The 14,710-nt window shown below is 53.9% G+C and carries 10 protein-coding genes and 1 pseudogene; 6 read left to right on the top strand and 5 right to left on the bottom strand.

Features of this window, described 5'->3' with window-relative positions; all coding sequences use genetic code 11:
* Nucleotides 1-13 precede the first annotated feature (13 nt).
* Both ACIPZ8_RS23810 and ACIPZ8_RS23805 read left to right on the top strand, forming a co-directional pair.
* Nucleotides 14-925, top strand: coding sequence for a LysR substrate-binding domain-containing protein (locus ACIPZ8_RS23810; protein ID WP_400728381.1), 912 nt, complete (start codon nt 14-16; stop codon nt 923-925).
* Nucleotides 926-1,239: 314 nt separating this feature from the next.
* On the top strand, nt 1,240-1,641 hold the full coding sequence (locus ACIPZ8_RS23805) for a hypothetical protein (protein WP_400728378.1): 402 nt from the start codon (nt 1,240-1,242) through the stop codon (nt 1,639-1,641).
* A gap of 175 nt (nt 1,642-1,816) precedes the next feature.
* On the opposite strand, the gene ACIPZ8_RS23800 is transcribed toward ACIPZ8_RS23805, so the two are convergent.
* The 4 genes and pseudogenes from ACIPZ8_RS23800 to ACIPZ8_RS23785 all read right to left on the bottom strand — a co-directional run bounded on the left by ACIPZ8_RS23800 (nt 1,817) and on the right by ACIPZ8_RS23785 (nt 5,866).
* The gene (locus ACIPZ8_RS23800; protein WP_400728375.1) at nt 1,817-2,965 is read right to left on the bottom strand and encodes an XdhC family protein; all 1,149 of its coding nucleotides are present in this window, start codon (nt 2,963-2,965) and stop codon (nt 1,817-1,819) included.
* Nucleotides 2,966-3,090: 125 nt separating this feature from the next.
* A complete protein-coding gene (locus tag ACIPZ8_RS23795) occupies nt 3,091-3,855 on the bottom strand; it encodes a methyl-accepting chemotaxis protein (protein ID WP_400728502.1) in 765 nt (254 codons plus the stop codon).
* Nucleotides 3,856-3,948: 93 nt separating this feature from the next.
* Nucleotides 3,949-4,824: pseudogene (locus ACIPZ8_RS23790) on the bottom strand (cache domain-containing protein); the annotation flags it as partial.
* Between the two features lie 520 nt (nt 4,825-5,344).
* Nucleotides 5,345-5,866 carry a DinB family protein gene (locus tag ACIPZ8_RS23785; RefSeq protein ID WP_400728373.1) on the bottom strand — a complete coding sequence of 174 codons (522 nt, stop codon included), beginning with the start codon at nt 5,864-5,866 and terminating at the stop codon, nt 5,345-5,347.
* Nucleotides 5,867-6,706: 840 nt separating this feature from the next.
* Here ACIPZ8_RS23785 and ACIPZ8_RS23780 point away from each other — a divergent pair.
* From ACIPZ8_RS23780 to ACIPZ8_RS23765, 4 genes are all read left to right on the top strand, one after another.
* Nucleotides 6,707-6,955 (top strand): hypothetical protein, encoded by a 249-nt coding sequence (locus ACIPZ8_RS23780; RefSeq protein ID WP_400728370.1) that lies wholly within the window; start codon nt 6,707-6,709, stop codon nt 6,953-6,955.
* A 187-nt stretch (nt 6,956-7,142) separates the two neighbouring features.
* Nucleotides 7,143-8,501 (top strand): DUF4041 domain-containing protein, encoded by a 1,359-nt coding sequence (locus ACIPZ8_RS23775; protein ID WP_400728368.1) that lies wholly within the window; start codon nt 7,143-7,145, stop codon nt 8,499-8,501.
* Nucleotides 8,502-8,549: 48 nt separating this feature from the next.
* Nucleotides 8,550-9,716, top strand: a complete 1,167-nt coding sequence (locus tag ACIPZ8_RS23770; RefSeq protein WP_400728365.1) for a restriction endonuclease — start codon at nt 8,550-8,552, stop codon at nt 9,714-9,716.
* A 104-nt stretch (nt 9,717-9,820) separates the two neighbouring features.
* Complete coding sequence (locus ACIPZ8_RS23765; protein WP_400728362.1) at nt 9,821-11,092, top strand: cyclic-phosphate processing receiver domain-containing protein; 1,272 nt, start codon at nt 9,821-9,823, stop codon at nt 11,090-11,092.
* Nucleotides 11,093-11,312: 220 nt separating this feature from the next.
* Here the strand turns inward: ACIPZ8_RS23765 and ACIPZ8_RS23760 are convergent, their stop codons facing one another.
* Nucleotides 11,313-14,567, bottom strand: coding sequence for a DEAD/DEAH box helicase (locus tag ACIPZ8_RS23760; protein WP_400728359.1), 3,255 nt, complete (start codon nt 14,565-14,567; stop codon nt 11,313-11,315).
* Between the last annotated feature and the right edge of the window lie 143 nt (nt 14,568-14,710).

Raw genomic sequence — 14,710 nt, 5'->3', positions numbered from 1 at the left:
TTAGAGAGACTTCATGGGCATTCGAGAAATTGAAATGTTTCGCGCCGTAATGACCTCCGGTACGACCAGTAAAGCAGCAACGATGCTGGGTGTATCGCAACCGGCAGTCAGCCAGGCGATTAGGAAGCTGGAGGTCAGTGCGGGGCTGCAGCTGTTTGTACGCTCTCGCAGCAGACTGATACCCACCCAAGAAGCGGTTGCGCTGATGGCGGACGTAGATCGCTTCTTCATGGGCTTTGAAGCCATCGAGCATCGACTGAAAAGCCTTCGCGATCTGGGCATAGGGCGTTTGAACATTGCCGTGCACCCGGCGCTTGGCGTGTCGTTTCTTCCCCGGGTGCTGGCGGATCTAGACCTCGCCAAGCGCGACATGCAGGTCTCGTTGCGAGTATTGAGTTCGAAAGAAGTGCACCAACAAGTATCTTCCGGGCAATGTGATTTTGGACTAATGGCTGATGAGATGCCTGTCGCTGGGCTTGAGCACTCAGCGTTTCTCGATAGCAATGGTGTGATTGTCATGCACGTCAGCCATCCACTGGCAAAGCAATCGATTATCACGCCTCGTGACCTAGGTGATGTGGATTTCCTTGCATTGAATCCCGAGGACAGCAGCCGTCACCGATTGGAGGCAGCGATGCGGGAGGAGGGCGTTGAATTGAAAATTCGGGTCGAAACACCGTACGCCCACACCCTGTGTGAGCTGGCCATGCTTGGCGTAGGGGTGGGGTTTGTGAACCCGGTGGCGGCGCGCGACTTCCTCGATCGCGGGCTTGTTGTCAAACCCTTCAGTATTGATGTCCGTTTTGCCAGCCTCTTGGTATTCCGCCCTGGTAAACCTTTACCCGAGAACGCACGGCAGTTCATACGCGTTCTGAGAATCCGCCTTGCAAAAGACCTGAAGCAGCTCAGAACCAAGCTTGGGTAAGTGTGAGCAGGATTTTTCGGTGTTCTACTGCATACAACCTCGCAGGAACAGCGTCGCCTAGTGGAAGCGTTGAGACCTACTCTCGAACCTGTGCATGCAACGGTGTCAGACGTCTTGCGAATCGTTAGTCATGCTCAGGACGCCATTAGCAGCAAGCAGAATCAGGCAAATCGAGAGCAGTACTCGACTAACTTCAGCACCGCCCCCAGCCGTAGTCTGAACCCATGCAGAAACACACCTGCAACGGGTTAACCAGACGATGCTGATCTGAACGACCCGGCCCTAAATCCTTGATTACGACCGGAGTCACCGCCATGAAAACCATTAGCCAACTGATCGCTGCTGTTACCTTCGCTCTGAGCGCCACCGCATTCGCTGTACCGAGTAACCAAGAAGGTCGAGTCTACTCCCAAACTGCCATAGAGCAGCAGGCTGTCGCTGAAGACGGCTCGGATCGCACTCCAGGCTTCAAAGTCGCTGAAGGCGGCTCGGATCGCACCCCAGGTTTCAAAGTCGCTGAAGGCGGCTCGGATCGCACCCCAGGTTTCAAAGTCGCTGAAGGCGGTTCGGATCGCACCCCAGGTTTCAAAGTCGCTGAAGGCGGCTCGGATCGCACCCCAGGTTTCAAAGTCGCTGAAGGCGGCTCGGATCGCACCCCGGGCTTCAAAGTCGCCGAAGGTGGTTCAGATCGTACCCTCGGCCGTCGCCAAGCATAAACTACTGTGGCAACCCACATCGGACGGGGACAGAATGGTGAAAAAGCCCTACAGGCTGAACCCTGTAGGGCTTTTGGTTTCGTAGGGAGGAGAATGTGGCTGCCAGGTTGGTATTGGTTCAAACGTCTAATCCAGTTGCCGTTGCAAGCTGTCGGGGCAGGGCGCGTACACGTTTCTAGTGTTGCGTCACGGGCTCTGCATCATGAATGGGGGCTTCACGGGCCTTCAGCATTTCACCTTTACGACCGTTGAAGTGAGCGGTTATCTCTGCCAAAAGAGACAACGCTATAACCTCAGGGGTATCCCCACCTATATCCAACCCCATCGGATAGTGAAGTTGCTCGAATGCCGGTTGTGAGTGACTGTTGGGTATCTCAGCGAGCATTCGCTCTGTGCGGCTACGTGGCCCCAACTGACCTACATAAGACGGGCGCTGATTTAGGCTCTGAGCCAGCCAGTGACGATCTTGTAAGTAACTGTGAGACATGATGACCACAGCAGCATTCGTTGTCAGCTCGCTAGGAACCTGACCAAATTCCAGCGATAAATGCATAACTTGGTCTGCATTTGGGAAACGTTCACGCCTGATGAAGTGACTTCTTGCGTCGATCACAGTCACTTGCCAGCCCTGTTGCTTCGCCATGGCGACCAGCGGTTGAGCATCGTGCCCCGCGCCAAAAATGACCAGCTTTCGCGGTGGTGCCAGATACTCAAGGAGAACCTCGATTTGTTCAGCTCCCATCTTGTAGCGATGCAGGGCGGTTTTTTTGTATTCAAATGCAGCCTGCAGGTCGTCCATTAGCAGTCCTACCAACACTGCGGGGCTTCCATTTTGAAGTAGGGTTCCTGATGGCGATACCGCAGCTCTGGCGCCAATCAATGCAGCTGCTTCCCCGGTGCCAGAAATAACCGTCGCCAGCGCGGCGGGGCGTTGCTCCCTGATGACCTGCCGCAACAACTGCGCAGGTAAAAAAGGCTGTCCGACTCGCACCCGCTCTAGCAGAATATGGACTGTGCCATTGCAGCCCAGTCCAAAAGCTAGCTCCTCTTCTTCACCAGGCTCATCTCCTGGAATGCCCGTGCTGTAGGTGCGAATCACCGGTTGCGTGTGCTCTGTTAACCACCAAGCTTTCTTGGCTAGATCGCTTTCGAGGCAACCTCCGCTGACCGTACCCACAGCACTGCCGACCTGAGAGATCAGCATTCGAGCACCAGGACGCCGGTAGGCTGAACCCTCAACTTTTACGACTGTGGCCAGCACCGCTTCCTGTTCCTGGGTGGCTAGCTCCTCCAGAGCGTCCAGTAATTTGTCAACGTCGCTCATGGGCTACAGTCCCGTTTCGCTCTGACTGGATATCAGACTAGTCCTGTCTCCCGGCTTATCCACAAAATCACCTACAAGACTGTTTACCGAATGCTTCAGCTCTCGCCTGGCAAACGGTGTATCTGTCAGATGCGGAAGTTGCCCACCAGTTGCTGCAAGCGTGCGGCTTGATGATCGAGGTCAGCGCAGGCGCGAAGTGTAGCTTGGAGATTTTCCACTCCCTCCTGATTGAGGGTATTGATCTCTGTGATGTCCATGTTAAGGCATTCGACGACAGCCGTCTGTTCTTCGGTGGCGGTTGCCACTGACTGGTTCATGCTGTCAATTTCGCCAATGCGCTGAGTGACACTACCCAAACGCTCGCCTGCCTGGTTAGCGATTGCGACACTCTGTTCGCTGTAGCGTTGGCTCTCGGTCATAGTGGTGACCGCTTCGCGAGCTCCTACCTGTAACTCTTCAATCATTTGGTGGATCTCCTGAGCGGACTGCTGCGTGCGATGAGCGAGGCTGCGTACTTCATCCGCGACAACAGCGAAGCCACGACCAGCTTCCCCAGCGCGTGCAGCCTCAATCGCCGCGTTGAGTGCTAGCAGGTTGGTTTGCTCGGAGATGCCTTTAATCACCTCAAGGATCTGACCAATATTCACTGTCTTGCTGTTGAGCGCCTCAATGTTGCCGCAGGAGACGCGAATCTTAGTGGACAGTTCGTTTATCGCATTGATCGTTGTTTCCACCACTCTGCGGCCGTCCTCGGCCTGGCTGCGCGCGGAAGAGGCTTGCTGCGACGCGTCTGCGGCACTGCGGGCAATTTCTTCGGCAGCGGCGCCTAGCTCGTTGATCGCCGTGGCGACACTGTTGGTGCGGCTCGCCTGTACGTCGGAATTGCTCATCGAGGAATTTGAGGCGTCAACCACTAGACGAGCGACCTCATTGAGCTGTTTGGTAGTGGAGGACACTTCGCGGATTGATCCATGGATGCGCTCTACGAAGCGATTAAAGGCATCTGCTAGCTCACCGAATTCATCGCGGGCATGGATCGCTAGACGCATAGTGAGATCTCCTTCACCCTGAGCGATGTTCTGCATGGCACTGCCCATCGCCTGTAGGGGTCTCATCAACACGCGGGTCAAGAGGCTTAAGGCCAGAATAACGCTTGCCAATGCGATGAGGGTTACTATTACAGCGGAGTCTCGGAATTCAATGAGCGGCGCATAAGCCTTATCTTTGCTCACTGCCAGGCCAATGTACCACTTCACGGAAGGTAACCCTTCCACGGGCGTGAAAGTGAGGAACTCTTTGCCCTTCGCGGTATCGACCTCTCGGATTTTGCGTCTAATGCCTCCGGTGTCGGGGGGATAAAGCTCCTTGAGATGTTTGCCAATAATGTCTTTGTTCGGGTGAATCAATATTTTTCCATCGGCACTAACCAAGAAAGCGTAGCCAATGCCACCGAAATCCAGTGTGTTGATGATTCGAACAAGGGTCTCGAAGCTCAGGGAGCCCCCTACAACGCCTACCGAGGGGACTGGGGTCGCAATCGTGATGATCAGTTTTTTGGTAGCCGCATCAGTATATGGCTCAGTGAGGGTTGTAGTGCCGGCCGCCTGCGCGCTTTGGTACCAGCTGCGGGAGCGAGGATCGTAGCCCTCGGGCATGGCGCTGGGTGGGCTGACACTGAAACGACCTTCCTGCGTACCAAGGAAAGTGAAGGTAAAGGTGGAGTTCAGTACTTTCTGTCGGAGTAGATCATCGATCATTGACTGTTGCGGATTGGAAGCGAGCGACTCGGCCACACTCTCTATCATGCCGATCCGCCCAGAAAGCCAGCCTTGAATGCTCCTAGCCGTAACGTCGCCCATGTCTTCCAAAGAGCTTTCTAAATTGGTCTGAAGGGAATTTTTCTGATGCTGATAGTTGTAAACAGTGAAAAGTATAAAAGCAGCGGTCACAACCAACGAGGTAGCCATTAAGATCTTGTGGCTAAACCTAATGTTCTTTAGCATCTGTGAGATCCGTTCATCGACGAGCAGGGCCAGCTCCACCCAAATCGGCAGTAGGTAAAGGGCGCGGAGCCCGGTATTGTTCGAAATTCGATTGCAGTCTGTCTAATTAGTGCAGAAGCGACGCTGTCCATGCGGTACTGCGCTGACTGGCCATCGCCCTGCGATATCAATTAAATATCGCGCAGCTCTGATGTTCTGATCACTCGAAATTTCCGAAATACTGGCTTGAGAAAAACGCAAATATTCGGGGTGGCTTGTCCACTCCATTGCCTTCTGACTGGATCACAGAACCCCCAAATGCATTGATCCGCGTACGTTGCGCTAGCGCACAGAATCCCGCATTCGTCTGACGCTAATAATCACCCGCCCTGACAACTTAGAAAGTGTTCGCGCATTCTGAATGAACCTCCGTCAGATAAACACAAAGATCGGTTACTGGAGGGGGCGCGGGGATTTCGAAAAAAATCTGTGTTAGCCAACCCCGATGAAAAGTGGAATGGTTGACCGTATGCAGAAACATTGTTCCTATTGTCATCACTCCGGGTCGCCCGGAGAGGAAATTAAAATTTAACTCCCTGCTTAACGAGGAATCTGTTTGATGCGCAGTCCAAGAGACAAACCATTCATTGATCTCTTCCTGTGCTTTGCGCAAATTGGTAAAGTCTGGGTACGGAATCTCCATTTTGGACAGGTGACCATGGTCACGCTCAAGCACATGTCCCTGCCAGATGCGATCTATTACATAGACGTGGTTTAGGATCCCTATGATGTTTTTGAGCGGCCCTGCGTGTTCTTTAGCGAGCTCTTCGGGCGGAAGTGCAGCCAAGCTTTCGTACATCAGCTTGTCTGCCCAACGCTTATAATTAGAAAACATTTTGGCCGTGCTTGGGTTGATCACTTGGCACCTCCGCGTAACCGGCCTATTAGAGGTCTCTTCACAACAGTACAGGTATAGCGCATGCGCCACACCTAGTCGATATGTCGTGTCAATGCTAGGTGGTGATGCGAAGCCTTGGGCACAGGGGCACCATCAACGGTAGCTGAGTACCGACTCATTTGTGCACCTAGGATGCGGACATCCCCGCTTTGTCTTGATCGTTAGCCATGATCTCGCACCTCGTGTATCACACAGAGGATCTGTGTTCTGTTCAGATGCTGGCGAGCTCTGGCCGCTCCCTTTACTTTCGTATTGGCAGATCGGGTGAGCGAAAGATCGTGAAGCGCAACGTGTTGTGTAATAAAGGCTGCGACATAGCTTGGGCCGCATTTCGCAATCGGAGCGCGGCTACCCGGCTTCCAAGAGAGGCAGGCGCTGCCGGATGTCGGCGATTAGCCGCCGACCTTCTGCCTCCATCAGATCGCCATAATTGGCGATGGCGCCACACTCTCGGCACGTGAGGATGGCCTTCTTGTTCGCCCTCTGTGGTTTCACAAGGTCTTGTCTGAAAGTCCGGCTGGTATCTCCGAAGTCGCGCTGCGAGATTTTTCGCCTGGTGCGAAGCGTCCGCAGCACGATGGCGAATGATGACTTCAGTTACATGTTCAACTCCTCCATTTGTGCTCGTCCTCAGTAACGCCGCGTTGAGGTCACTTCCTGCCTCCGTCGGAATGCTCCTGTGATCAGGACAGGGAGGAGGTGTGACGAGCGTTCCCCTACGTCGATGAACTGTTGATGCATACAGTATATCTCGCTAAGCTCAGAAGGAGAACATTTGTACTCCATGCGGTGATGAGCGCTATGAAGAATTCACACGAGACCCAGGACGACTGCTTCGCGTTTTTCTCGCGAGAGGAGCTGCTCGAGCAGCAGTGCCTTCTGCTTGAGAGTGAGCTGCTTGTGATGGGCGAGGAGTTAAGCGCCTTTCGCGAAAAAATTGCCACCTTGGTTCTGATGTGGACGGGCATCAAAAGTGAGCTACGGCAAGCGGAGGTGGAGTTGAGTGAAGCGAGACAGCAGCTTGATATGAGCACCACTGGTCACCCGTAAACCTCTTCACATTAGCTGCCTTCATGATGGCTTTATGAATCCACTCCGGTTACGCTCATTCGCAGCAGGGAAGAGGTGCATTGAGCTAGTGCCGTGCGGGCTTTGCACGGCAAATTATTGCAGGGTTCCGATACCTACCTCGTGCTTCTCCGGTCTATGCATTCGACTCAAAACGAGGAAGGAACCCATGTCATTTAGCGACTATCTGAAAGGCCCAGCTCACCGACAGCGTGCGGAAGCTCTCGAGGCACAGCTTGCCGAGCTCCAGGTACAGCATTCGCAGCTGCAAGAGCTCGTCACGAAAATCGGCGCCATGGATGTAGTGAATATCCAGATGCTGATTGAGCAAGAGCAGACCAGGCTGGCGGGTGTGCGCGAGGAAACCCAGCGTTCGGAGAGGGAGTTGGCGGCGCTCTCACAGCGCTCAGATGATCTGCAGGGGCAGATACTCGTTTGGGAAGAGACGTTGCTCCTGGAAAGCTTCGCTCTCTATGAGCCCAAGTTCAAACTAACCAGCAGCCAGGAGTACAAGGCTCGGCTGGATTACGTTCGTGATCGTCAGAAAGTCCTGATCAAGAATGGGCAGGCGGCCATCGGCAACATGAACTGGACGGTGAACAACAGCCAGGCCCAAGGTCGTAAGCTCGTAAACGACATGATCAAGCTGGTGATTCGCTCGTTCAACAACGAAGCTGATGCCTGCGTGGCCAACGTGAAATTCGACAACGTTGAGCTGGGCGAGAAGCGAATCCTCAAATCCTATGAAGCTTGCAACCGGCTAGGCAAGATCATGAGCGTGGAGATTTCTGGGGTCTACCTCGACCTAAAGCTCGATGAGCTGCACCTCGCTCATGAATTTCAGATCAAGAAGCAAGAAGAGAAGGAAGAGGCCAAACGCGCCCGTGAAGAGCTTCGGGAGCAGCAAAAGCTCGAGCAAGAAATTCGCGCGGCCCGGGAAAAAATCGCGAAGGAGCGGAAGCACTTCACCACCGCAATGCGCGACCTTCAGGCCCGCCTTGAGCGAGTGCTATCTGATGAGGAGCGTTCAGCGCTGCTGGTGAAGCTGGCCGAGGTTGAGGCAGGTCGGGCCGAGCTAGAGAGCGAAGAGAAGCTCATTGACTATCGCGAGCAGAATGCTAAGGCCGGGTATGTGTATGTGATCTCTAACCTGGGCGCGTTCGGAGAAGGCATTTACAAGATCGGCATGACTCGCCGCCTTGAGCCTATGGATCGAGTCGATGAGTTGGGCGATGCATCGGTACCGTTCTGGTTCGACGTGCATGCGATGGTTTTCTCGAACAACGCTCCTGCATTGGAAGCGAAACTCCACGAGCATTTTGCATCGGGCCGGCTCAACAAGGTCAACGGGCGGAAAGAATTCTTCAGAGCTGAGATTGCTGAGATCGAGAAGGTCATTCGAGAAAATTACGATGCTGTCGTAGAGGTCATGCATGAGGCGCCGGCGGAGCAGTATCGTGAAAGCCTTCGCATGGCATTACCCAAGCCGGCGATCCAGCAATCAGAGCGCATGGCTGCGCGAAGCTAATTCGTGACCAAATGTATGTGAAGCGTAACGACTCAGGGACTGTACACCGTGATCTATCAATGCAACCACTGTCATCGCTCAACCTTTGAGACCTATTGCTCCCAATGCGGGTCTGCTGACGCTGCCTTACTACCTCAGCAAGGTTTGACGCCCCTTGATCCATCGTTTTACCCAGATTTTCAGTATCAGTCGAAGGGCTTCCTGAAGGACATCTGGGGCAAGAAAAAGGAGCAGGCCCAGCTCAACGACCTTCTGAACAGCGTTCTCAGAAAGTACTCAGAGCTGAAGCAGCCGTATTTCACCAACTTCATTCACACCACCCGCGATCCGGTGGGTGGTGCAGGGGATGAGGCTGCAGTGCCAGGCGCACGTATGAATGGTGTCTATTCCGAGCGTGAGCTTTTCAGGGAGGTGCTTATTCGCAGAGGCTTTGACGAGCTTGAGCAATTGCCCACTCTGCTCGACAAGTTGCTGCTCACGACCGCTTTCAACTCTGTCTACGCCGGCTTCTCGCGAGAGGTTACTCGCCACATCCGATCCGACCTGGCCAGCTCGTTGAGGTCGTGGATTGAGGAAGCCGGTACGACATTCCGGGCTGACCTTGCGCTGTTTTACTACTACCTCTGGGAAAGCGATGCCTCGTTCCCAGGACTGCAGTTCAACCCTCAGGCTGCCACCACGACCGGGGTTCCATTGCTTCCTCTTCAGACATTCCAGTCTGGGTTGGGCCTTTGCGAAGAAATCTACTTCGACATTCTGGTTGAGCGCTTAGGAAGCCAGCTCGAGCACTTCAACCCCAATCGCTTCATCACCATGTACCTGGTCGATGCGATGGACGGATTCCAGTTTGAGGCTTTCTTGGTCGAGATTTTCCAAACCATCGGATACGACGTCCGTGAAACACAGAAAACTGCTGATCAAGGCGCCGATCTGTTCGTGAGCCGGTTCGGTAAGACGATGGTCATCCAGGCAAAGAACTACAGCGGCTCGGTAGGCAACGCTGCAGTGCAGCAAGCCATCTCTGCCAAGGCCTTCTATGGCTGCGATGAGGCGATGGTTGTCACCAACTCCTACTTCACCAAGTCAGCCAAGGAGCTGGCAGCTACAGCGGCAGTGCGACTGGTCGACCGCGAAGGTCTCCAGACTTACCTCGACGACTACAACCAAAAGCTCATCGAGGTGTTCCAGGCCGAAGCCGAAGCAGAAGGGGCGTAGGCTGACAACGGCTCTGGCCATCTGCAAAAAAATTCATATTTGCTGTCACAAATCGACCCCCTCAAGGGCTTCCCCAATTCCTCAACTGGAAAAGGTGAAACGCAGTGAAGGTCTATTTGGATGACCAACGTCCGGCTCCGGCCGGCTGGACGCGAGCCTATTGGCCCGATGAAGTCATTGAGATGCTTCGAGGGCAGATGGTCGAGGTAATTAGTCTTGATCATGATCTAGGTGACGATCAGCGCGGTACAGGCTACGACGTAATTACGTGGATCGAGAAGGAAGTGGCGTTAGGTAGGCTCACGCCGCCAGTGATCCTGGTTCACTCTGCAAACCCAATCGCCGCGCAACGGATGAGAGCAGGCATCGAGTCCATCTCAAATCTGATAGCTGGTATGCCCCTTAGTCAGGGCGGCAAATCGAAGACCAACGAAATTGACACTCATGGAAGGAAAGACGTGATGGAAGATCTGGAACTGCTGTCTCGCTTGGAAGTGCACCAAACCTTTGGGGTGTCGATGATCCAACGAATCTCCGGGTTCGGCCACCAACGAGCATTGGACACTGCAGCCCGCCTTGAGGCGGAAGGTGCGATTCTTCGAGATGGTGACCTCTCTCAATGGACGATCGACAACACCCGGTCTCGTTTGCATGCGCTCTATCAGACACACAAATCGGCAATGCAAGAGCTCGCAGAGTTCCCGAGAGCGGGCGTTGAGCCTCTGATTTTGATGGATGTCCCCAAGGGGTGGAGCAGGGCTACGAATCGTGTCTTGGTTGTTGGACAGGAGACCCTGGGATGGGACTTCGAGCCGGGCAGCTATTACGACTGGCCGTATCCAGCCATCAAGGGTTTTGAGGACTTCTTGAGTGTACCTAACAGCGTCGAGGCCATGATCCACGGCTACCGGGCCTTTGAGTTTTCTAGGCATCAGCCAGGTAACGTCAACAGCCCGTTCTGGCGTGCGTATCGTCAGATCAGGGAGGCAGTTGGCGATGAGCCTGAAGGAATGGAAACAAAGGTTCTGTACACCAACCTTTTCAAAACCGCTGTAAACGGGACGAGCATTGTCAAAAATGGCACTATCCAAGAAGCTGATGACATCTGGCGCGCCTCAGCTCAGCTGCTGACTCGTGAGATCGAAATTCTTCGTCCCGACGCCGTGGTGTTCTTTACCGGCCCGGATTACGACCGTTACCTGGAGCTGGAATTTGCCGGCCTAGAGTGGGTGTCTGTTGACGGCTCCAGTCAACGGCAGCTCTCAAAGGTTAGTCATCCTTCTCTGCCTTCTAAAGCTTACCGAACCTACCATCCTGGCTACCTCAGCAGAGGTAATTGGCATCTGTTAGATCAGGTGTGCGCGGCATTGGTCTAGTCGCTGAAATGGCCGGGGCGCTGAATAGTAGCGTTTTTGGCGCCAACGGCTACGGGCTGGCATTCAAGTAAACCGATCCAATACTCCATGAAGCGTTAACCAGGTGCGTACTTGAGGACGGAAGGTGCATTCCTGCCTGCGTTCGTGAGTGCTGCCAGACAACGACCTCATCAGGCAGCACGCTACTCGCCCTAGAGCATTTTTTCTGGGTCTACATATCTCAAATGCTGCACACGATGTCCATGTCACAGCCGATAGTTTCTTTGAGGTACGCCACCGCAGCAGCCAAAACCATGTTTTGATCGTCGGTACGACTACTGAAGGAAAGTCCAGGTTGCACGATTACGATCTCCGCCTCGATTTTTTTGAAGCGAGCGGTTTTGATAAGGTCATTAAGCAGCAGCCCGCTGCCAGCAAGGTAGCGGGTAGGGCGACGGAATGACCGCAGGCGTTCCTCTCGACGCTGAATGTGTTTGCCTAGCTCAGAGAAACGCCATTTCCATTTAGCCGATCTCACTGCCTGGGAGCATACCTCAACCACATCTTTGACTCGTTCACCTGGCGTGCTTCCACCTGCAAATTTGCAGTGGATTAGTGCTAGTCGAATGCGGTCGCTTTCCTCCTTCAGGCAGACCAAATCCGCAGCTTCGCCAGCGGAGTCATCGTCGAAAACGACATCGAACCCTCCTCGGACATAATGCTGAGCGGCCTTCCACTGGATGGAGTCCAGGCGAGGAGCACCGTCTTTCCAGTACGATTCTTTGGTAAGGTCGACGTCTGACCAGTCCCAGCTTTCGAATCTCTCACTACTGATTTCTAGGTGTCGTGGATCTCGAGGCTCGATCAGTAAATTCCCATCCAATTCGGTGAGGTCGACGAAGCGTACCAGAGGAGGGTAATCGCTCAAGTATTGACTCAGCTGGAGTGTTTTCTTGCCAATGGTCAACGCTACCAAATCACCACGTGTTTGTGTAACGGAGTAGCCAGTTTCTCCTCCGACTGTGAGTGTGAATTCGGCGAATTGGCTTGTCTCGTCACTGAGAGAGAACCGCAGTCGGTCTCCCTGCACATCAATGTAGGTAAGGTCTACAAAAGTGATAGGGAGTCCGTTGGGAAATGCCGGCGTGGTCAGTACAACGCGCTCCTCAGCGATACCGATGATCTCAGCAGGCCATTCGACAGTGAGCACAATTTTGTCCATAGGGAAGCTTTGCACCTCCGTAGGGATCAGCACATTTGCGATGATGTGATTTACGTCAATGCTTTCGTCTAGGAGCTTCGTACCGACAGCAGAGCACCATCGAACGAACGCAGGAATGGAACCTTGCTCCCGTGACCACACCCTGCCTTTGCGTGAACAACCGACGGAAACTCTGTCACCATCTTCCCAACCCGTTCCGCTGACGTTGTTTTTAATAGACCCACCTCCACCCTCCGTGGCACTGAGGGCGCTAGCTACGTCAGCGCCGGTGTACATGGCGTAACTAAGATTCCTGCGCCCATGTTTTTTCACGCCCATGTTCTGGAAGATCAGTCGATTGATGTTTCCAAGAACGCGGAACATTTGCTCTCCTTCAATGAGTGCGGCATCAGCTGAGACGCTCATCGCGAGCTCTTGGAAAAGTGAGCTGTGGTCTGTGGAGGAGAGGAAGAGAAGTCCTAGCTCCTCATCGTGATGGAGCACGAACAGAGTCCACTCGTGATCAAGTAATCCCTTAGCGTTCGTCCAGCGCACTCTGGTTTCAGCCCGGGTGACGAAATAGAGTGTTCGCGTCTCCCGGTTAAGCCACGCATCCTCCACATGCTGGTGCGTGGAGAGCCCTCGATGGAATCGCTCCGGGGAGAACTTACGCGCTCTAAAGGTAGCTGTACTGAAGACGGGCCGGAGCAGCTGCGGCGATAGGGCAACTTTGGACTCCTCTTCTTCACCCAAGCGAGTAGAGGCCTGGAGGAATGCGATCAGTTCACTGTGTTCTCGAACAGCATTCGAGCTGAGCTCGCTCAGTACGCTATTCCAGTCGGCGTCCTCACTGTAGAGGCGCTCCAGCGAGTGAGCTACGTCCAAGTCGCCGATGTTGGCTACGACGGTTGCTGTGCCAATGTCATCACCAGCTACTCGTGTAAATCGACCAATGAATTGCAGCAGAATCGCAAGACTGCGATGACTATCATGCAGAGCCGCGACCTTGAGTTGAGGAAGGTCGAAACCCTCCCCAAGCATGTCGACACAGATTACCACTCTAGAAAGGCCGGAGCGGAGGTCAGCGATTCGAGCGTCTGCATCACTGACATCAGAGTGAATCAGTAGCGGTCGCAAGTCCGGAGCGAGTTCTAGGTAAATCTGCTCCACCACTTCAGCTCGAGCGATGGTGTTGCAACGGGCCATCATCAGGTGATTGAGGCCGGCTTCGAGATCCTGTCGCAGTCGAACCAAAGCTGCCGAGGCAATTGCACGATCGGCGTGTTGTCCTCCACTTGGTTGGTGTACCGGCTCGAAATGGATGGGTTTAAAATACTCGTCACGCTGTGCAGCTGCTAACGAGTAACTGAAGATAACCTTACCGTCTACGAGCTGCCCATCTCGGCGGAATGGGGTGGCGGTGAACTGTAGGGTTGGAATCCCCCGAAAACCGGATTTCAGGTTGCTCCAAGTCTTCGCTGGGACGTGATGGGCTTCGTCAAGAATAAGGGCTTTGCATCGTTGAGCGATTGCGGAGGGTAGGGGGCTCCCAGCTCCAAACGTGAGAGAGCTGATTGTAGATATCACCACATTACATTGGTTGAAAATCTCTAGGTCAGCTTCAGTCTTCGGCCGAGATGTGATGATGCCAACGACCGGGTTTTTGACTTCACGGGGTATGACGCCGAGCTTGCGAAGCAGGCCCAAACCTTGGAATTTCAGCGCTGTCTGGTGACGAAGCAGATCCCACGGTACCACCACCAGTACGGGGGTCTTACCGTAGGCCGCCAAGGTAGCAAGCATCGTCTCGGTTTTACCCGTGCCCGTCGGCATCACGATAGTTGCTGGCTCATTTTCAAGGCTCCAATGAGCACCTATGGCGAAAAGAGCGCCCAGTTGCGGGGGTCTTAGGCCTTCATTTCCAGGAGGGACATGACCTGTGTCATCTCGAAGCTCCGCACGATAAGAGAGCTGGTTCTGCCAGCTTCTTGCCGCTTCTGATGCGAGCTCCATGAGTGATGACTGTTCTAGCTTATCGTTGAGATCGTTCAACAGGCGATGAGCGCGCCACACGTACTTGTCGTGCCGGATCTGAATAACCCCATCGACCCCTTCGGGCAGCGCTATGTTGGGGCGTTCCGATACAATTACACGGATACCGCACTCCAAAGACCACAATGGTTCTCGTATGCGGGGTGACACGTGTACTAATGTCTCGTTGATAATGCGGCTTTTTACACCAGGCAGCAGCTGATAACGAATTTTCCCGATCGTGTGATTATCTTCGAAAACCACCGGTGGCAGCTCTACCATCAGATTCCTTCCCGAGTTCAGCAGACTAGGCTAGCGTAAGTGGGACGATTATAAGATAGATGGCCTAATGATGGCTCGAAATTTGGTAATCGGTAAGGAATTAGAAGGCGATAGCAGCACAACCG

The organism is Pseudomonas sp. NPDC089422 (assembly GCF_044749405.1).
Taxonomy (GTDB): domain Bacteria; phylum Pseudomonadota; class Gammaproteobacteria; order Pseudomonadales; family Pseudomonadaceae; genus Aquipseudomonas.
The sequence above is the reverse complement of the archived record's forward strand: the minus strand, read 5'-3'. Positions and strand labels throughout refer to the sequence as shown.